Annotated in this window: 17 protein-coding genes; all 17 read left to right on the top strand. The window is 46.9% G+C overall.

Annotated features, from left to right (window positions below; genetic code table 11):
* Positions 1 to 119 precede the first annotated feature (119 nt).
* The 17 genes from ACTRWF_RS00290 (at position 120) to ACTRWF_RS00370 (ending at position 17,810) form a co-directional block, all read left to right on the top strand.
* On the top strand, positions 120 to 695 hold the full coding sequence (locus ACTRWF_RS00290) for a hypothetical protein (protein ID WP_462834907.1): 576 nt from the start codon (positions 120 to 122) through the stop codon (positions 693 to 695).
* A 55-nt stretch (positions 696 to 750) separates the two neighbouring features.
* Complete coding sequence (locus ACTRWF_RS00295) at positions 751 to 1,962, top strand: phage protease (protein ID WP_462834908.1); 1,212 nt, start codon at positions 751 to 753, stop codon at positions 1,960 to 1,962.
* Between the two features lie 40 nt (positions 1,963 to 2,002).
* Entirely contained in the window at positions 2,003 to 2,929 is a 927-nt protein-coding gene (locus tag ACTRWF_RS00300; RefSeq protein ID WP_014976441.1) for a Mu-like prophage major head subunit gpT family protein, read from the top strand.
* Positions 2,930 to 3,012: 83 nt separating this feature from the next.
* The gene (locus ACTRWF_RS00305; RefSeq protein WP_462834909.1) at positions 3,013 to 3,363 is read left to right on the top strand and encodes an HI1506-related protein; all 351 of its coding nucleotides are present in this window, start codon (positions 3,013 to 3,015) and stop codon (positions 3,361 to 3,363) included.
* A gap of 23 nt (positions 3,364 to 3,386) precedes the next feature.
* Positions 3,387 to 3,809, top strand: coding sequence for a gp436 family protein (locus ACTRWF_RS00310; RefSeq protein ID WP_014976439.1), 423 nt, complete (start codon positions 3,387 to 3,389; stop codon positions 3,807 to 3,809).
* Positions 3,809 to 4,234, top strand: a complete 426-nt coding sequence (locus ACTRWF_RS00315; protein ID WP_348667931.1) for a phage tail terminator protein — start codon at positions 3,809 to 3,811, stop codon at positions 4,232 to 4,234. Before ACTRWF_RS00310 ends, ACTRWF_RS00315 begins: the two co-directional genes overlap by 1 nt.
* On the top strand, positions 4,231 to 4,437 hold the full coding sequence (locus ACTRWF_RS00320) for a hypothetical protein (RefSeq protein ID WP_171337140.1): 207 nt from the start codon (positions 4,231 to 4,233) through the stop codon (positions 4,435 to 4,437). Before ACTRWF_RS00315 ends, ACTRWF_RS00320 begins: the two co-directional genes overlap by 4 nt.
* Positions 4,434 to 5,381 (top strand): hypothetical protein, encoded by a 948-nt coding sequence (locus tag ACTRWF_RS00325; RefSeq protein ID WP_427269790.1) that lies wholly within the window; start codon positions 4,434 to 4,436, stop codon positions 5,379 to 5,381. The genes ACTRWF_RS00320 and ACTRWF_RS00325 overlap by 4 nt, the downstream gene beginning before the upstream one ends.
* A gap of 93 nt (positions 5,382 to 5,474) precedes the next feature.
* The gene (locus ACTRWF_RS00330; RefSeq protein WP_014976435.1) at positions 5,475 to 5,858 is read left to right on the top strand and encodes a hypothetical protein; all 384 of its coding nucleotides are present in this window, start codon (positions 5,475 to 5,477) and stop codon (positions 5,856 to 5,858) included.
* A gap of 65 nt (positions 5,859 to 5,923) precedes the next feature.
* Entirely contained in the window at positions 5,924 to 6,166 is a 243-nt protein-coding gene (locus ACTRWF_RS00335) for a hypothetical protein (RefSeq protein ID WP_272967462.1), read from the top strand.
* Complete coding sequence (locus tag ACTRWF_RS00340) at positions 6,166 to 8,529, top strand: tape measure protein (protein ID WP_462834910.1); 2,364 nt, start codon at positions 6,166 to 6,168, stop codon at positions 8,527 to 8,529. Before ACTRWF_RS00335 ends, ACTRWF_RS00340 begins: the two co-directional genes overlap by 1 nt.
* Positions 8,526 to 9,137, top strand: coding sequence for a hypothetical protein (locus tag ACTRWF_RS00345; RefSeq protein WP_462834911.1), 612 nt, complete (start codon positions 8,526 to 8,528; stop codon positions 9,135 to 9,137). The genes ACTRWF_RS00340 and ACTRWF_RS00345 overlap by 4 nt, the downstream gene beginning before the upstream one ends.
* Positions 9,134 to 9,775, top strand: coding sequence for a hypothetical protein (locus tag ACTRWF_RS00350; RefSeq protein ID WP_171337144.1), 642 nt, complete (start codon positions 9,134 to 9,136; stop codon positions 9,773 to 9,775). Before ACTRWF_RS00345 ends, ACTRWF_RS00350 begins: the two co-directional genes overlap by 4 nt.
* On the top strand, positions 9,772 to 10,188 hold the full coding sequence (locus tag ACTRWF_RS00355) for a DUF6950 family protein (protein WP_462834912.1): 417 nt from the start codon (positions 9,772 to 9,774) through the stop codon (positions 10,186 to 10,188). The genes ACTRWF_RS00350 and ACTRWF_RS00355 overlap by 4 nt, the downstream gene beginning before the upstream one ends.
* Positions 10,176 to 13,511 carry a phage tail protein gene (locus ACTRWF_RS00360; protein ID WP_462834913.1) on the top strand — a complete coding sequence of 1,112 codons (3,336 nt, stop codon included), beginning with the start codon at positions 10,176 to 10,178 and terminating at the stop codon, positions 13,509 to 13,511. Before ACTRWF_RS00355 ends, ACTRWF_RS00360 begins: the two co-directional genes overlap by 13 nt.
* Positions 13,511 to 14,929, top strand: a complete 1,419-nt coding sequence (locus ACTRWF_RS00365) for a hypothetical protein (protein ID WP_462834914.1) — start codon at positions 13,511 to 13,513, stop codon at positions 14,927 to 14,929. Before ACTRWF_RS00360 ends, ACTRWF_RS00365 begins: the two co-directional genes overlap by 1 nt.
* Entirely contained in the window at positions 14,922 to 17,810 is a 2,889-nt protein-coding gene (locus tag ACTRWF_RS00370; protein ID WP_462834915.1) for a hypothetical protein, read from the top strand. The genes ACTRWF_RS00365 and ACTRWF_RS00370 overlap by 8 nt, the downstream gene beginning before the upstream one ends.
* Positions 17,811 to 17,998 lie beyond the last annotated feature (188 nt).

A 17,998-nucleotide genomic window follows, 5' to 3' on the forward strand; every position in this document is an offset into this window, starting at 1 on the left:
AAAACTCGGTTTTATGAAGGATTATTCCAATTTTCTTAAATGGAGAGAACCTTTTAAGGTCTTGGCAAATAACTTTCGATCTCGTAATCTGACATCGAAACAAATATACAAGGAAACGTATGAAAAACATTTTAGCCGCAATTTTGCTTCTAACCCTTTTCGCCTGCCAATCGACGCAAAATCAAATTGAAGATGGATATAGGTTAACTCAGGACGAGTTCAAAGATTTTAAACGATACTCTATGCCCAGCGCAGGCGAATTGGATGGCGCACCCATGCTGTCACTAAGTCAAGCGTTTATCGAAGTATTTACTGACGTCAAAAAGGAAAGCGTTGGAACTACGCTTGCTGTAATACTTCATTACGAAGGATGGGTGTTTATAAACCCTGGCGAATCACTTGTATTATTAGTTGATGGCGAGAAAATGCCATTCGTTAGCCCCAGTGGTTCCGCATACAACCGGGGCGTACTTAAAGGGTTGGCTGGCGCGGTGGGTGGTATAAGAGTGAGAGAAGAAGCGCATTACCCAATCACTGTAGAACAAATAAAGAAGCTTGCTTACGCACAAGATGTGAAAGTTAGGATTTATGGCAGTCAGGGAAATGTTACTCGTGAGTTTAACGAAGACTATTTTGAATCGCTGAGGGCCTACTATGAAAAATTTATTCTTCCCAACGGTATTGTTTCGATATAGCCCAAACCTAGACTAATCCCCATCCTTCCCTATAGCCCGACATACTGGTCGGGCTATGAAAAAACAATTAACCACACTTACATCTTCAGTACTTGGAGGCCGCCATGTAGCGACAACGCTAGCAGCAGCCGTGTCCTTTGCTGCCCTATCGAACCAGTCGAACAACGCTGAGTCTCCACTTGGCGTTGCTGCCTGTACCTTTTCAATTGATATAGAACAGCCCTGGCAACAAATACTCCCGGGAGCTGACTTCGCTGCCTATGATGGCCGCCCTACTGAAGTGCCTGGTAATAAGTGGCGCATCGATAATGCTAAAGGCGAAGCCCTCGCCGCCAAACTAAATGCGCGAGCTGATGCGGGCGAGCAGCTGCTTGTCGACTATGACCACCAAACCCTACTTGCCAAAGAAAACGGTTCTAAAGCCCCTGCCAGTGCATGGGGTAATAAATTCGAATGGCGAGAAGACAAAGGCTTATTTGCTCAGCTTAATTTCACGCCCACCGCGCGAAAGCACATCAAAGACGGTGAGTACAAGTACTACTCCCCCGTCGTCATTTACAACAAACACACAGGTGAAGTGTTAGACCTTCACAGCGCCGCTCTCACTAATGACCCAGCAGTAAAGGGCATGAGTCAAGCTGCCGCCCTTCATGCAAACGTTAATAACCAACCATCGGAGCCTACGCCCATGAACGAAGCATTAGCCCTGCTATTTAACCTGCTGGGGATTACTACCCCATCTACCGACATTGATGCTGCTGCATTACATGCACAGTTAACTAAGCCAGGCGTGAAAGCCAAGCTTGACGAAATTAAGTCCAAGTTAGACGGCGCAGCACAAAGCGACGAACAAATTGCCGCACTTACGGCAAAAGTAGAGCAAGCAAAAGAAGGCATTAACCCAGCCGAGTATGTGCCTATCGAAACCTATAACGGCGTGGTAGCAGAGCTAGCAGCGTTATCGGCAAACCACAGCGCAGTGACTGTCGACCAGCTTATTGAGCAGGCCCAAAAAGACGGCAAGTTCGTGGCGCAAGCGGAGCTGCCTTACTTACGTAGCCTAGGCAAAAGTAGCATGGCAGCGCTTAAAGCACAGCTTGATGGCCGCGCAAGCGTGGAAGCCTTTGGTGGGAAACAAACCAAAGAAAAGAAACCAGACGGTGAAGACCAAAACGGCGTTGCGGCCCTTACCGCTGACCAAAAGCTTGTAGCAGACCAACTGGGTATTTCCCACGAGGACTACGCCACCGAGCTTAAGAAAGACTAGCTCTGCCTAACCACACACTTAATTTGGAGAAATAAAGCACATGGCTATTATTACCTCACCTGTATTAAACGCAATCCGCACTGGGTTTCGTAAAAACTTTGAAGACGGTAAAACCCGTGGCATGCCGATGTTCAATGCCGTCGCTACCGTCGTTCCATCCTCAACCAAATCGAATACCTATGGCTGGTTAGGGCAATGGCCAGGCTTCAGCGAATGGGTTGGCGAGCGTCAGCTTAAGTCAATCAAAGAGCATGGCTACTCAATTACCAATAAGGACTTTGAATCGACGGTAGCGGTAGATAGAAACGATATCGAAGATGATAACTTAGGCGTGTACTCGCCCATGATGGATGAGATGGGTTACGCGGCGTCTGTATTCCCAGACGAACTGGTATTCCCTTTGTTGGGTGCTGGCTTCACGTCTACCTGTTACGACGGGCAGTACTTCTTTGACACCGACCACCCAGTCAATGCTGAAGTAGATGGCAGCGGCGCAGATACCTCGTTCTCTAACGCAATCATTGATGCAGGCTACACAGGCGATGCCTGGTATCTGTTAGACACCTCGCGAAGCTTAAAACCGCTTATCTTCCAAGAGCGCAAGGGTATGCAATTTGTCGCCATGGATAACCCTAACGACGAACAAGTGTTCATGAATAAGGTTTTCCGCTACGGCGTAGATTGCCGCTGTAATGTGGGCTACGGCTTCTGGCAAATGGCAGTAGGCGTTAAGAAAGAACTAACATCTGAAACGCTTTGGGAAGCTATTAATTTATTCCGCAGCTTTAAGGCAGACGGTGGTCGCTCATTGGGCTTAGGCAAGAACAAGTTAACGCTAGTCGTACCATCCTCACTGCACAAACTTGCTACGCAAATTAACGAGCGTGAGCAAATTGACGACGGCGGCGTGACGGTAAGCAACGAGCTTAAAGGCAAGTTTACAGTCCTAAGTCCCGACTTCCTATAAGCCTGTATACCTAGAACCTTAACAATCACTACAACTACTACAACTGGCTTTTAGATAAAGGCCAGTTGTTTTGGAGAAACGTTATGTCAAAACTCGCTATTGTCTCATTAATTATTACCGCAAGTGTGCCTTCCTTTCGTCGTGCCGGCACAACCTTTACTGACGCCGGAAAAGCCTTCCCTGAAGGTTACTTTACAGAAGAGCAACTCAACGCTATTCACAAAGAGAAAAAGCTGTCTGTCCGTGAAGTGCAGTCCGATGCCATCCCAGAAGGCGTTGATACCTCACTTATCTCTGCCGCGCTCACCGCTTCCGCCGCTGAAGAAAAGACGAAAGAGAAAAAGACTGCTTCGCAAGCCGCACCTACCAAGTCGACGGGAGCGAAAGCAACGGGTAAAGCCAGCACAACCAACGACACGGGTGCTAGCGCCTAATTAGCGCTAGTCGGAGCATCACTATGGCGTATTGCACAACTGACAACTTAATTGACCGTTACGGAGCCGATGAACTGTTACGTCTTACTGACCGCGACAATAACGGCTTTATTGACGAGCAAGCAGTGAGTGCAGCCATAGAGGATGCCAGTGATTTGATTGATGGCTATTTGGGTGGGCGTTACACCCTGCCCCTTAATGTTGTGCCTAGCGTGCTAATTAAAATATGCGCTGACATCGCCAGGTTCAATATGTACGACCACACCGTTCCTGAAACCGTCGATAAGAACAACAAGGCGGCAATGGACTTTTTGAAGTCGGTGGGAAAAGGCGAAGTGCGGTTAGGTCTATCAGATAGCAACGAGTCGCCCGCATCTGACGACCAGATACAAATTCAGAGTGAGGAAGGCGTGTTTAGCCGTCGCAACTCAAAGGGGTTTATTTGATGCTGAATTTGGTTAAACCCCGTATTGCCAGCCTGTTCGACGAGGTTGGCACCGCCGCCAACGTGCGAAAAGCAATGAGCCAACCTCTGCATCGCAATAGCGCCGCGTTTGTCGTGCCAGTCAGCAATCGACCCATGACAAATAGCCGTGATGTCGATATGGGCCGTCCGCTACAAGAGTTTATCGTGACGTTTGGTGTAGTCATTGGATTACGTGCCATTAACGACCCTACAGGCGAGCGAACGCTTGCAGAACTTGAAAGCCTGCGCAATACACTGCGTGACTCGCTGTTCGGTTGGAAACCTAATGATGAGCATGAACGCGTTATTTTGGGGAATGGCGACCTTATCGGTTTCACCAACGACGGCCTTTGGTGGATAGACAGATTTTCAACCAATACCTGGTACAGAGGAAATGCAACATGATCATAGTGACCAACGCCAGCGACAACGATATTACGCGTGCAGCCGTAACGTTTAAGCCTGGTGAAAACAAGTTTAAAACGGGTGAGCTAAGCGACGGCAAACGCGCGCAAATTAGTGCACATCCAAAGCTAAAAGTCGTGGTTGTTGAAGACCGCCCAATTGAAACCAAAGCGCAGCCAAAAGCACAGGAGAAGAAATCATGAGTATCACTCCAGGGTTTAGACACGACAAAAAATTTGTGGTGATGGCGCTTCGCAGAGACAGCGACACAAAAGGCGCTGACTATATCGCTGCTGGCGCACAACCTCTTGCGATACTCACCAAAGGGTTGGCGGTTGATCCTTATCAGAGCGAACAAATTACACGCGATTTAGATACGGGTGAGCAAGGTGGAGAGAAGGCCATTCACGCAGGTGAAATGATGACACTTACTATCCCTGTAGAAATCGCGGGCTCTGGTGATGCATCAAGCGCAGCTGCATACAGTGCAATCCTGCAAACGGCAATGCGTGACGAAAAAGCCGATGTTGCAAATGAAGTGACCCATAACCGGGTTCTTAATGCATCGGAAGAGCAAGACGGTACGTTCTATTTTTACTGGGAAGGGATGTATCACATTTTGCTTGCAGGAAAATCATCCCTTACCGTCGCAGGAAAAATAAACGAACTGGGATACCTCACTTTTGAAGTGAAAGGAATCTACGGCGACACCGTCGAGGGCCTGCCACCTCAACCAGATTTCAGCGGATTTCAGGATCCTCTCCCACTAAGTAATTCCAACACCAAATTTACTTTGGATGCTCAAGCTCTCAACCTCTATGAGTATGAGCTTGCCGACAATCACAACGTTGAACATGACGAGGGAACTGAGCAAAACCAAGTGTTTATTGAAAGTTGGAGCGAAGAAGGAAAGTTCATTATTGAAAGCCCAGCACTGTCAACTTTCGACCCCTTCGCCTTAATGAGAACTTCAACACTTGTTCCATTTACATTCACCCACGGCGTAGCCAATGGAGAAGTGTTTGAACAGTCGAGTTCAGGTATTCAAATCTTAACGGTTAAGCCTACCGCTATTAAAGGCAAGCAAGCGTGGGATTGTGGTTTCAGGGTTATCAAAGGCCATCACAGTATTATCAAGACCAGCTAATACAACGTGCCCCGTAGGGCGATAAAAGCGCTGAGCAAAGGAGTCAGCGATTTACTCACCGCCAGGGATGGCACCTCTATTTGAGAATCAACCATGCCATTTATCTTAGCGAAAAAACGTGAAATCGAATGGCCTGTATCAATTGAAGTGCCAATTGATGGCGGCCATACCGAATCTCAAAAATGCACTGCAAGTTTTGAGGTTTTAAATCAAGACGAGTACGACAAGCTCATTGGCGATGACGTTAAATTCTGTGTTCGTGTCGTCACTGCATTTGGTAGTGACATTCAAGATGAAGACGGAAAACCACTCCCCTGTACCGCAAAAACAAAAGAAGCTTTATTTAAAAGTGCAGCATATGTGCGAATGGGCTTCATTAACGCATACCACGAAGCAGCCACGGGAATCGTAGCAAAAAACTTGAAGGGGCAGCCAGGCACTGGGCAGTCGGGCCGCAAAACCCGCAAAAAGAGATAGATGCCCTAACTGAGCAAATGCAGGAGCTCGGATTATCGAGCCATTTAGGAGAGTTGAACAAAGTAATGCGCTCGGACGAGCGTTATGAAGTTCTAGAGGAAAACTGGCCTATCGTCGAATGGTTCATTGAGACAGAAGACCTGTATTTGTGGAATCAAAATGTTTGCCTTGGCCTTGATGTTAAAGCCGTCCGCGATGATGCGTTTATGTCGGGTCGCGAATTTACGAGTCAACAATACAAAGGACTTCGAATAATGGGTCGAACATTCGCAGATGAAATCACAAAAATTTGCACGATGAGTAAGTAATGAGTGAAATAGTAACTGGTATTCGGCTAAGGGGTGACGCAAGTGGCTTAGTAAGTGAGACACAACGTGCTCGCACAGCTCAAGAAAAATTCACTAACACGACTCGCCAGTCTGGCAATCAAGCCCAGCGAACAAGCGCGCAGGTTGCAGGTCTCTCTGCTGCAAAAGGTCAACTTACTGCGAATATTAGGACAATGTTTTCACCTGTTAACCTTTTAACAGGTGGTATCGCAGGATTAATCGCTGCAATGGGAATTGGGGATGTCATCCGCTTCTCGGATGAAATGAAACGTCTTGATAACCAAGTGAGGTTGATAACTAAATCGGAAAAAGAAAGAGTTGCAGTTCAAAAGGAGCTGCTGCAACTATCCAACAGAACATTTTCAGATATTGCTGCAACCACTGAGCTCTTTGCAAAAATGACGAGAGCCACAAAAGACTTAAACGTAAGCCAAAATCAATTGCTAGCAGTCACACGAGCGGTGAACCAGTCTTTTGTTATAAGTGGAGCATCAACTCAAGAGGCTGAGGGATCTACTCGGCAATTAGCTCAAGCACTGGCTTCAGGCGCTTTCAGAGGTGATGAGTTTAATAGTGTTGCTGAGCAAGCTCCACGACTTATGGAGGCGCTCTCCACGCAGTTAGGTGTTACAACTGGCGATTTAAGGGAGATGGCTGCTAATGGCGAGCTAACTAGCCAGAAACTCATTGCTGCGTTGATTAACCAGTCTGACGCCATTAATGCTGAGTTTGGAAAGATGGCACCTACCGCCAGTCAAGCAATGACTGTTGTTTCAAACAACTTTAAGACACTGGTATCAGAAGTAAACAAAGCATCAAACGATTTTGGCGGACTAACAAATACTATTTCTGGCATTGGTGAAGCACTTGGGAGTTTAACTTCTATCGTAGCCAGCGGAGAGATGGTCGCCTATTTGTCAGCTTACGCTGGAGCATGGTCGGGCTGGGCAGATTCTGTTTTTGATTCGATTGACTTGGCTATAGGTGCAGTTAATCAATTCCCACTACAAGTTTTAGCAGCAAAAGCGATCACTGAAGAAACGCTTGGGTTGCTTGCTGATGCATTTAAGTATTTCCCTCAGAACATTAAAGGAATGGTTCAGATACTAACTGTCGAGTTAGCCAATCTGGAAAGAGTAGCCAAAACTTACACTGGCCTATTTAGAGACACGGTTTTATTAGAGTTACAACGACTTATAAAAAAGGCTGGCGCATATGCGAGCGAGCTAGTGGATGTACTCAACCCCTTTGATGGAGATTCATTTAATTTAGATGGTGAGCTGTCCCGCATTGATGGGACCTATGACAGGGTAACTGAAAAAGCAAAAGAGACTGCAAAGGCTCGAATTGCTGCTTCAAACCAAGCGAGAGACCAAGTTCTACAGGATGTTTTTGCAGAGCGAGATGGCGCAATTAACGCAATGAATGAGCAGCTGGCAGCTGCTAGGTCTCTCGCAGAGTTCAGGCTTCAAAGGCCAGCGGCCAACGATAACAGCTTCAACGCACCAGAACCTTTCGTTCCTGAAGAAAGAACATCAACGCCTGAAGAGCAAAACAGTGAGTATGAGAAGCTTAGGCTTAAGTTCGCCACTCGTGAAGAAGCACTTCGCATCAACGCGCAGAATGAAATGGCGATCATTGCTGAAGCGATGGAACAAAAGAAAATCACCGAGCAGCAAGGGTTAGACTTAATTTTCGCGGCTCGTAAAAAGCATCTTAGCCAAGTACAGGCGCTAGAAGCTCAAAAATCTAATTTAATACTAAGTAGCTCAGCACAAATATTTGACGGCCTCGCAAGTCTCGCAGGGTCTTTCGCGGGTGAGCAATCAAAAGCCTATAAAGTTCTTTTTGCCATTAGTAAAGGTTTTGCTATTGCGCAAGGCGTCATGAATTTATCTACCGCTATCAGTAATGCCATGGCGTTGCCATTTCCCGCCAACCTTCCCGCAATGGCCAACGCCGCAGCAACTGGAGCAAGCCTAATTGCGAATATTAAAGGCGTCACAATGCAAGGCCAAGCGCACGGCGGCTTAGATAAGAATGTCAGAGAGGGAACCTGGTGGCTTAGAAACGACGAGATGGTACTCAACCCTCAACAACGTCGTAGTTTTGAAAGCATGGTCGCCTCAAATGATTCACGAGCACCGGGCGGAAGGAGTGGCGGTTCACGAGTGTTCTATATCACCAACAACATAGACGCAACAAATGCGGTACCAGGCATGGAAGAAAAAATACGCGAGAGCGTGGAAATGGCGCAGCTGCAGTGGCAAGCCCAGCTGCGAGAAGACTTTTCTAATGGTGGAGAATTATCGCAAAGCTTAAGTGGGACGATGGCCGCATGAATGAGATTTTTGATTTCCCTGAACTTCCCGTTAGCCGTTGCCTGTTCGTTCCTCAGTTCAATACCAAGATGAACAGAAGTTCATTTAATGGATTTGAGCATATTGTCGAGAACCCAGGCGAACGATGGATTGTTTCATACAAGTTTTCAGTGCTGACATTTGAAGAATGTAAGGTGCTGAAGGCGCACTTAGCTCACTTGCGCGGCCCTGTTAATAAAACGCGTTTGTACGACACAACCTTTAACCAACAAAGCGGATTGTGGGCAGGCGTTCCTAGAGTAAATGGTGCAGGCCAGTACGGCATGATGTTAAACGCCGATGGGTTTGTACCAAACCTTTTGGTTGCAAGTGCAATGGACCGCTGTGTGATTGGCGAGCAGCTGCTTGAGATTAGGCAAGACTGCTATGCCGATGAGTTTGGTCGTACCACGCTTTACTTTACAAACGAATTACGCGAGCCCGCCGCAGACAACAGTGTTATCCAAAGCGATGTTTCTTCGCTTAAAACCATCGCGCGATGGATTAAACCAGAACAAATACAGCAGCTGTCTGGCAACCGCCGTTTGTACCGCAATATTACGCTTGATTTTGAAGAGGCATTTACATGATTGAGAGCGCTATTTCACCCACTATGTTAGAAGCGGCGCAAGCCAGCCCGTCGCGCTTGCTCGCCTTTGCAGAATTAAACTTTAAGTCTGGCTGGGTAAGAGTTCACACAGGTGTGGGCTCCCGCGTTTATAACGGGCAGACCTATCTAGGCATTGGTGAGCTTGGCAGCATTGGCAGAGTTAGAGAGAACGCGAGCCAAAGTGGTAACAGAACTACGCTTTCACTTGTTGTGCGTGACCCATCGTTGCTTAGTGAAGTCATGAACGAAGACCCCAACGGTCGCGAGTGTTTCATCCATCTAGTGGCGTTCGATGAGAACCGCCAAATAACAGAAGGCGCTGACTATTTTATCGATGCAGAAATGGTTGACCTGAAAGTTATCACAGGTAAACGCGCAGCGAACAAACCTGCGGTTATCAAAATCACTATCAATGACTGGTTCGAGCGATGGGCTCAACCTGTCGAAGTGGTAAAAACCACCGATGCAGCGCAACAAGAACTTCACCCGGGAGACCGATTTTTTGACCTTGTAGAAGTGATCGCAGGCTCCCCTCTTTCCAGCCTTCCAGTTAAGACAAATTACGGCGGTGGCGGTAGACGTTCAACGCGCGGTAGAAGCGGAGCCCACCAACGATGAGAAATAAGAATTGGCCAGAAAAGCTTGTCACTTACCTGCAAGAGAATTTAGACACCCCGTTTAAGTGGGGCACGTTTGATTGCTGCTTGTTCGCTGCAAATGCTGTTCACGCGATGACAGGAAAAGATTTTGCCGAACCGTTTAGAGGAAAATACACCACTGAAAAAGGGGCAGCCAAGGCATTAATTAAATATGGCCATGGCGATATTAAAAGTACGTTAAATGCCATATTTGGTCCGCTTAAACCCCGTTTAAACGCAGGTCGCGGTGACTTGGTGCTTGTTGAAACCGTCACGGGTGATGCCTTAGGGGTTGTTGCTAGCGGAAAAATTTGGGTGGCGACACTAAATGGCCTTGCCACTATGCCATTGAATCGCGCATTAGGTTGTTGGAGTGTGCCATGCCACCAGTAGCTGTCGGTGTTGCATTAGGGTTGGGAGCCGCAGCGGTAGGCGCTTCGGTTACGGTTTTAGGTGTTGGTCTTTCAGCTGCACTAAGTGCAGTGGCAATTGGCGTTGGCGGAGCTGCAGTAACGCATTTTCTGGGTGATGCCCTTACACCCGATATGGGCGACTATGCATCTGACCCTGCCACTGACCAGTCGTTAAATACCAACGCTAACGATGTAAGAAAAATAGTGTATGGCGAGGCGCTAGTAGGCGGCAAAATCGTCGGCTATGCCAAGCCCACTATCGGTGGTGATGACTACCACATAATGGTGCTTCACCTTATTGGCCATCCGTGTGAGAGCGTAGATATTTATGAAATAGAGGGGAAAACCAAGAGTGAGCTTTCAGGTTTAGTTTCCAGCCGAATCTATTTAGGCGACCAAACCACAGTGTGCCCACTTGCTAACCAATATATCAGTGGGTGGACATCGGAACATATAGGCGTAAACCAAACCTATGTGACGTTAAAAATTAAAGTTGATGATGAAGCGTTCCCGAGCGGGCTAAACGAAATTAAATTCGTTGTTCGTGGCCACAAGGTTTACGACCCCAGAAAAGACACGACGCAAGGTGGTGATGGTGAGCAGCGTTTCGATGATGAATCAACATGGGAGTGGTCAAGCAACCCAGCGCTATGTAGTTACGACTGCTTACGCCGTTACGGCGCAAAGCCCGTTCCTCGTCGACGCCTTCCTATGGACTTTATTGCTGTTACCGCCAACTACTGCGATGAACAGGCTATCTATAGAGACGCAGAGGGCAATGAGCAAACAGGAACGCGCTTTGAGGTAAATGGCGTTTTAAATAACGGCATGCGTCAGCAAGACATGCTTAACCAAATTATGGCGTGCATGGGAGGCAAACACTATCGTGTAGGTGGTGTCGTCTACTTTAAGCCCGCTATGTATGCTGGCCCAGCAACAATAGTCATTGACGTAGATAACGACTCAATGACGTTTCCAGAGTACCGTCCTCATCGCCCTTACAAAGAAAAAATTAACACGGTCAAAACCGAGTTTGTTAGCCCAAATCACAAGTGGCAAATGACCAATGCCCCTGTGGTAAAGAGCGCCGAGTACCGCGAAAACGACGGTGCTTACTTAGAGTCAAACCTGCGCTTCACGCTAATAACCCGCGACCATCAAGCGCAGCGAATAGGCAAACTGGCAATGGAGCGTAGCCGCGCGGGTTTTATGGCTACACACATTGTCCCGGGTGTTAGGCTAGATATCATTCCTGGTACATGTATAAAGTTTGTTGATGTCGAAACAGGCGTGAGTAAAGAATTTACCGTTGAAGACAGAGACTTTGATACTGAAAAACATCAGACCAAACTGCAGCTAATAGAAGATGGCCCGCAGATTTACCCTGACAGCTTTGAAGCTGCTGAAGGCGACTTAACGCCAAACACATCTTTGCCAGATGCTACCGTTGTCCAGGCTCCTGAAAATTTACAGTGGACAACCACCCCAAATGACAGCTGGCGACAAGGTGTTTTAACGTGGGACCATCCATCACCGGCTAACGTGATCAGCTATGTTGTTTCAGTCAGCAACAAAGACAGCCAAACACCTGAGACTCAACTAACATTTACGCCTGCAAACAGAGCTCAGAGCTTAGCGCACTTGCCTGTTGGAGATTATACCGTAGCAGTATCTGCACGAAACCGATTTAGAACCAGTCCAGGCATCGGAAGAGACATTACTATTGGAGTACCGTCGACGCCCACGCAAGGTGTGGTAGTAAATGTGTTGCCTGGTCGCATTGTGATTAACGGCCCTACTCTTCCCCATAACAACGCAACATATGAATGGAAGTACTCCTATGATGGCGATGAGCAGGAACATTTCGATAGCGCCATTTATATGGGTAAAGGCGACACCGTCACTATTACAAACACCCCACACGACGGCATTATCTATGTTTGGTATCGGCTTGTTGATGGCGACCAAGTAGACCCGAATTGGCTAAGCTTCAGTGTTGCCGATTTGATAGGTACCACGTTCGACAGAGTAGACCCAGAAATCATATCTCGAATTCAATGGCCTGGCTTACCTGCAGCGCTGGGTGATCATATCGATGCTATCACTAATGATGTGGAGTATTGGAGCACGCAAACCAGCGAACAAGGCGACGACTACCAGCAACTTATATACAACGTTACCGAGGCGGTAAGCGCCAACCAGATAAACAGCACAGAGATAATCGGCCTTAAACAAAAAGTAGGTACCAAAACCGTAGCGGCACAATTTACCGAGTTCAAGCAGGTGAATATCGGTTATGAAGATGAAAACGGCGATTGGATAGTGGGTGCGCCCCTTGTTCGTGCTTTTGACGAAGTAAAGGTCGTGAACAAAGATGGTGACGAACTCTCAGTCATCAACTTCATGCAAGCACTTGAGACTCAACTGGGCGAATTGGGCGGCACTTATTACCTTGGCGTTGTAGATGAAAACGAAAATTTCACCGGGCTAAGTATACAGGGCGGTAATGGCGACAGTGACATACACCTTTATATGGACCGCTTGAAGTTCGCCAGCAAAGCCGGCGTGGTTTTCTTCTCGCTCAATACGATAACGGGCAAGTTGGAAATAGGCGCTGATACAGAGTTCAAAGGCACGCTGAGAACAGCCAGGGAAATCAACATAGTTTCAAATGTAATGTACGTCAGAGATTACGCTGGGTTTGGCCCCGATAACCTGCATGAATGGAAAGGGCCACCCATTCTAGACGCTAACGGCGAACCAGACTGGAATAATTTAACAAAAGCGAATGCGACCATGCGCTGGGCAGACGCAATCAGCGATTATTTCGGTGGCACCATTTCATCAGGAATACTAAAAAACTCCGGTACTTCAACATTACTCACCCTTGACCCAAGTGTGACGGTCGGACCATTCACAACGAATGGCAATCCCAAAGTTGTCAATATCAGCTTTATATGGGGCGGTTTGTGGAATTCAGATGACGAGTGCCCTACTAGCGATCAGGTAACACCATCAGCCACCGTAAAACTAGAACGTTCACTGGGCGGGGGAAGCTGGACAACCCTACAGACGCTACAGGTTGTAGGTGAAATGACCTACACCGAGCTCAACGAGCCAGAAGTGAGCACTCAATGCGTAGTCAAAGAAACCACAAACTACGGGAGCACCTTTACTGATACTCATGCAAGCACGGGAACCTTTAGCTATCGCCTTGTTGTATCTAACCAGCAACGGTATTTACACCCGAACTTCATTACACATCAATCACTATCGCTAGTGATCACCGAGGAGCCTCAGTAGTGAGCAATTATGCGCGAGACTTCAGTGACGTAACAATCACAGCCGGCAGTGACACACTGCAGATAAATAGCAATGATTCAAATTTTGCGATAGCACCAGGTAGTCGACTTTTTCTAAATGGCTTTTTGCCAGTGACCGTGACTGCAGGTGACACAATAAACCGCACGCTAACGCTAGCAGCGCCGTGGCCACACGCAGACCAAGTGAATGTGCCAGCTTCGCTCATTCCTATTGGCCTAGGCGATTGGCTATTACAGGCCCTAGAGAACAACCGTGCAGCCTATGAAGCATTTGTAGCAACGATAGAAGGGCAGGAAGAACCGTTAACAGAGGTAGAGTGGGGCAATATAGTCGCATCAACGCTACCGGAGTTCGTGAAGCGATGGGCGAGCTTTGAAGAAATAACCGATAAACCCGAGCATGTGTTGGGTTACCCGAGCTTCGATAAAGTTACCGGTAAAGTCTCTACGGAGCAATTGCCCGACTCGATTGAAACGGATAGCAAGCGCACTCAGGCATTAAGCCCACCGGTTAAAATTGAGCCCTCACTTTCTCACCGATTAATCGACTACCCCAGGTTAAAGAAAACAGTTGATATTCCTGCACACTCGCCAAACAACCGCAGAGAAATGTTATTTGATGATGTGCGTCAAGCTGCTTACATAGCGCTAACAGAAGAATGGTTGAAAATTCCAAACGTTGTAGCTACCCGCGAATTTTTAGTGAAACCCGAAGGCACTCGCCTTTACTTTGATAATAACTACACAGGCTCACTCACCCTGCGCGTATACCCGATGGGTGAAGGTGGTACCGGCCTTCCTGATAACCCCACGCTCACTAATTTTGAATGGCACACAGTAACAAGCACGGTGACGGATTTGGGGCAGTTTGCTAGTGGGTTTGTAGGCATTATTGACTACATAGAAACAACCAACGGATTTGAAACCCTATCGACTGCAAAAAGTCACTTTCAATCAGTTGGGGTTTACCACGGCAATAGCGATGGCAGCGTGGCAAACAACCGGTTTAGGGAGTTCTCATTACGTCAAGATGGTTACTGGTATAGCGCCGATGTTATGCCAGAAACGCCTTATTCAATGGGGGGGAGTTGGGCGCAGGATACCACAGATTACCGTCTGTTTTCGGTGGCTGGCGCGGATGGCGGTAGTGATGCCTTACGGCTTTTCGGTGATTCTTGGGATGAATACGAATTCGAAATAGTTGTGGTTACAGATATACCAAACCCTATGGCGCTAACAGTAGGAAATAACGCAGATTACACCACGTATTTTGAAGGAACTTACCGCTTCATTGTTGAGCAAGACCGCTTTTATTTTAAAAGACAAGCCAGCTTTGCCCCGCTCACCGGCAGCGTTCGCATTGAGTCATTACGTTTGCGAGTAGCCCATTATGAATAGACTTTTTGATATTAACTTGCTCACGGATGCAGGCTGGACTGAGGGTGAAGAGTGGGCCGATTGTAACCCAGCCCAAGATTTTAACGGGGTATTTCATAGAATTTATGGTGAAAGTGAGGAGGATGATGTACCGACTTACAGAATAGAGCCGGGGGATAAATTCTATATCGCTTCAGATAAAAATGTAATTCGTGACTGGCATCCCATACGTGACCCTTGGTATTTGGATATTAGCGGGAGTGAAGCTGCACCGTACTCCATTTACTTCGGGATTCAAAAGGGTACAGCGGATATTGATACAAATATCGAGAATCACGCCCCTTTTATAGTCGGTAACGCCAATTCTCTATTTGATATTAGTGCTAATCATTTCCGCTTCTTCGGCCTGAAAATGAAAGACTCAGACCCTGCGATAACCCTTTCAGGGCAAGTGGAAGGGATAAACGTTCAAGACGCGGTGTTGATTAATACACCGCTTATTAAAACGGAAGGCTACCGCATGATTGGCTGGGTATTGAGAAATATAACCTTTATCGATGTTGTAGCAAAACTGCTTGATGTGCCGCTATCTTCCAGCAACGTGTCACTTCAAGATATTAACGCCACTGGTGAAGGCGATTGCGGCCTATCCGTGGAGAATTGGCACAGCGAAGTAGAAGTTATTGCGCTGACTATCAATAACGAATACCACCAATACGATGAAGATGGCGTTATTTACCACGGGTTAACGTTTGGTTTCGGCTCACTCGCAACAGTTAGATACAACACCATTAATGGATTTAGCGGCAATGCGTTTAAATTCTATTGCGAAGCTGACGTTAAAGGACTGGTATCTGATAAGTGTGGCGCGGGTATCTACTTTGCTGAGTACGCAACAGCGCGTGATTGTATGATCACGTTCTTACGCCAGATAGAAGGTGATAGTTATGCTTACTATTTTGAAAAAGACGGGGAGCTTAATAACTGCGGCTGTAACTTGGATGAAACTGGTGGGTTAGGTGTAGTTGTCATGGAAGAAGGTTCAACGGTTACTGTGAACGGCGGGGATTACCAGATAAACCCACCCTTGCCGTTTGTTACTGGCATTGGCAACTCAACCATCATTCTAAACAACGTTACCATTAACGGGGTTCTTTATAATGAAACGATAAACTTAGGTTTTGGTGACAGTTGGCGCGGTGAGAAAGCATCCACCACACTTGAAACTATTCCCACATATAACAACGCCATTCACTTTCAGCCATTTGAGCACATACCCGCTTTACGTGATGCAGTTTCAATACAAGGTAATACTGAGCCGTTTGACAGCGTGGTGGTTTTGCCAAGTGGCGCAAAAGTGGCCTCAACGACTGCGGGTTCAGTGAGGTTTGACCCCGCTGAAGCTTATTTGCATTTAGACCCAGGCGAAACCGCAGTAGATTATTTCCGCTACTCAACAGCGGAGAATATTTACGTGCACCAATTTACAGTACAAGCCTCACCGGAAGTAGGCGCAAAGGTTGTGCAGCCTGATGCGTTTAGCGGTTCGGGTTGGGCAAAAGATGGTGAACGTTACACAGCGAATAACACAAGCACCTCGCTAAGCGCAAATTATGCTTTTGAAGAAGGTGAGATTTATCAAATATCGTTGAAGCTTGAAGGTCGCACTTCCGGCGGGGTAATACCGTCAATAGGTAACGCACAAGGCCAGTACAGTCACAACGTAGAAGGTACCGAAGTTTGGCTAATTAGAGCACCAGCTAATGCAGCAGCCATTACAATAGCGGGGCAAGGCTACACCGGTGCGTTACTGAATGTTTATGTCCGTAAATTGGTACGAACAGAAAACCCCTCAATACCCGAACTGGAAGCTACGGTAAGCGGCAGTGATGTTGAACTTGAATGGTACTTGACGCCTATCGAACGCATTACCGATACGGTTACACCTAGAGTGACAAAAACAGGTGAGTTAGCCGAAAGTGCTAGAAACGGTTACTACGACCGAAACGGCGGCACGTATCTTTTCGAGGATGCTTACAGTGTGGGTAGAAAATCCACAATTAACTTACGCGGTGGTGATAACTTAGAAGTTTTCAAGCTTAAAGTGACAGGTGGTTACAGGGGTGAATATGAAAAGTGGCAAAACGCTATATCTCCTGAAATGAATGGAGGCCCATACTTTGAGAATATCCAAGCATGTTACATCGATTGCGATTTGTTGTTGGAGTCGTCACGAGGGGTATACAGCAGTCAGTTCGGCAACTCTGACGTTATTGTATTTAACGGGTTAACCAACGCTGAAACATTTGATGCTCGCGGTTGGGTATTAGGTATGCGCGGCAAAGGTAGTTCTGATGGTGTTATTGATAGTAAAAAAAGGACAGAAGTAAATCATTCAACGTTCATCGGTGGCTATCGCCAATTCAGGTTGAACCGAAACGGTACCGGCCTTGTTGCAAATTGTGACTTCATCACGGAATGGGGTACTAAAGAATCGTTTGCACCCTCTCAGTCTTACACCCTTATTCATATATGGAATAGCTACGTTGATGGCGTTAGATGCGTAACTATCGACCAAATGAAATCACTAGTAAGGCCGGATGATCACTTCTCAGACGTAGGCGCTGTGCGTCTTAACGCTGGCAGTATCGGCGTTTTAAAAACTTACCCAACGATTAATGACCATTGCCGTGTTGCTATGACTGATATGGAGTTTGAAGTATCTAGTAATGGTGGTTCAAGTTGGTCAGATTTAGACGTTCCCAACACTGGGTTGCCTGGTGTAGTTGGTTGTTTCAAACGTTCACTTAATTTTACTTCAGGCACATACCAGATCAGATGCCGATGCCTTAACGGTGCGCTTGTTGGCGCGTGGTCTAACACAATTTCAATTACAGTATAGAGAGATAGAGAATGGCTACAAAACGAAAGCTTAGATTAGATAAGACGCTTAATCAATCAATTAAAGCGTATATCCCCACTCTACCTACAACAGAAAATTGGTCTGTTAGGCTTAGATTTGATTGCGATTCTAGCGTGAATACTGCTCTATTTTCAAGGTTCGAGAGCAATTCAAATTTCTACAGGCCG

Source organism: Alteromonas sp. G5_S2_22_S1 (assembly GCF_054968525.1).

Bases quoted from the DNA above. Each gene is read 5' to 3' on its own strand.
- ACTRWF_RS00290 (WP_462834907.1), top strand. From the start codon at position 120: ATGAAAAACATTTTAGCCGCAATTTTGCTTCTAACCCTTTTCGCCTGC.
- ACTRWF_RS00295 (WP_462834908.1), top strand. From the start codon at position 751: ATGAAAAAACAATTAACCACACTTACATCTTCAGTACTTGGAGGCCGC.
- ACTRWF_RS00300 (WP_014976441.1), top strand. From the start codon at position 2,003: ATGGCTATTATTACCTCACCTGTATTAAACGCAATCCGCACTGGGTTT.
- ACTRWF_RS00305 (WP_462834909.1), top strand. From the start codon at position 3,013: ATGTCAAAACTCGCTATTGTCTCATTAATTATTACCGCAAGTGTGCCT.
- ACTRWF_RS00310 (WP_014976439.1), top strand. From the start codon at position 3,387: ATGGCGTATTGCACAACTGACAACTTAATTGACCGTTACGGAGCCGAT.
- ACTRWF_RS00315 (WP_348667931.1), top strand. From the start codon at position 3,809: ATGCTGAATTTGGTTAAACCCCGTATTGCCAGCCTGTTCGACGAGGTT.
- ACTRWF_RS00320 (WP_171337140.1), top strand. From the start codon at position 4,231: ATGATCATAGTGACCAACGCCAGCGACAACGATATTACGCGTGCAGCC.
- ACTRWF_RS00325 (WP_427269790.1), top strand. From the start codon at position 4,434: ATGAGTATCACTCCAGGGTTTAGACACGACAAAAAATTTGTGGTGATG.
- ACTRWF_RS00330 (WP_014976435.1), top strand. From the start codon at position 5,475: ATGCCATTTATCTTAGCGAAAAAACGTGAAATCGAATGGCCTGTATCA.
- ACTRWF_RS00335 (WP_272967462.1), top strand. From the start codon at position 5,924: ATGCGCTCGGACGAGCGTTATGAAGTTCTAGAGGAAAACTGGCCTATC.
- ACTRWF_RS00340 (WP_462834910.1), top strand. From the start codon at position 6,166: ATGAGTGAAATAGTAACTGGTATTCGGCTAAGGGGTGACGCAAGTGGC.
- ACTRWF_RS00345 (WP_462834911.1), top strand. From the start codon at position 8,526: ATGAATGAGATTTTTGATTTCCCTGAACTTCCCGTTAGCCGTTGCCTG.
- ACTRWF_RS00350 (WP_171337144.1), top strand. From the start codon at position 9,134: ATGATTGAGAGCGCTATTTCACCCACTATGTTAGAAGCGGCGCAAGCC.
- ACTRWF_RS00355 (WP_462834912.1), top strand. From the start codon at position 9,772: ATGAGAAATAAGAATTGGCCAGAAAAGCTTGTCACTTACCTGCAAGAG.
- ACTRWF_RS00360 (WP_462834913.1), top strand. From the start codon at position 10,176: ATGCCACCAGTAGCTGTCGGTGTTGCATTAGGGTTGGGAGCCGCAGCG.
- ACTRWF_RS00370 (WP_462834915.1), top strand. From the start codon at position 14,922: ATGAATAGACTTTTTGATATTAACTTGCTCACGGATGCAGGCTGGACT.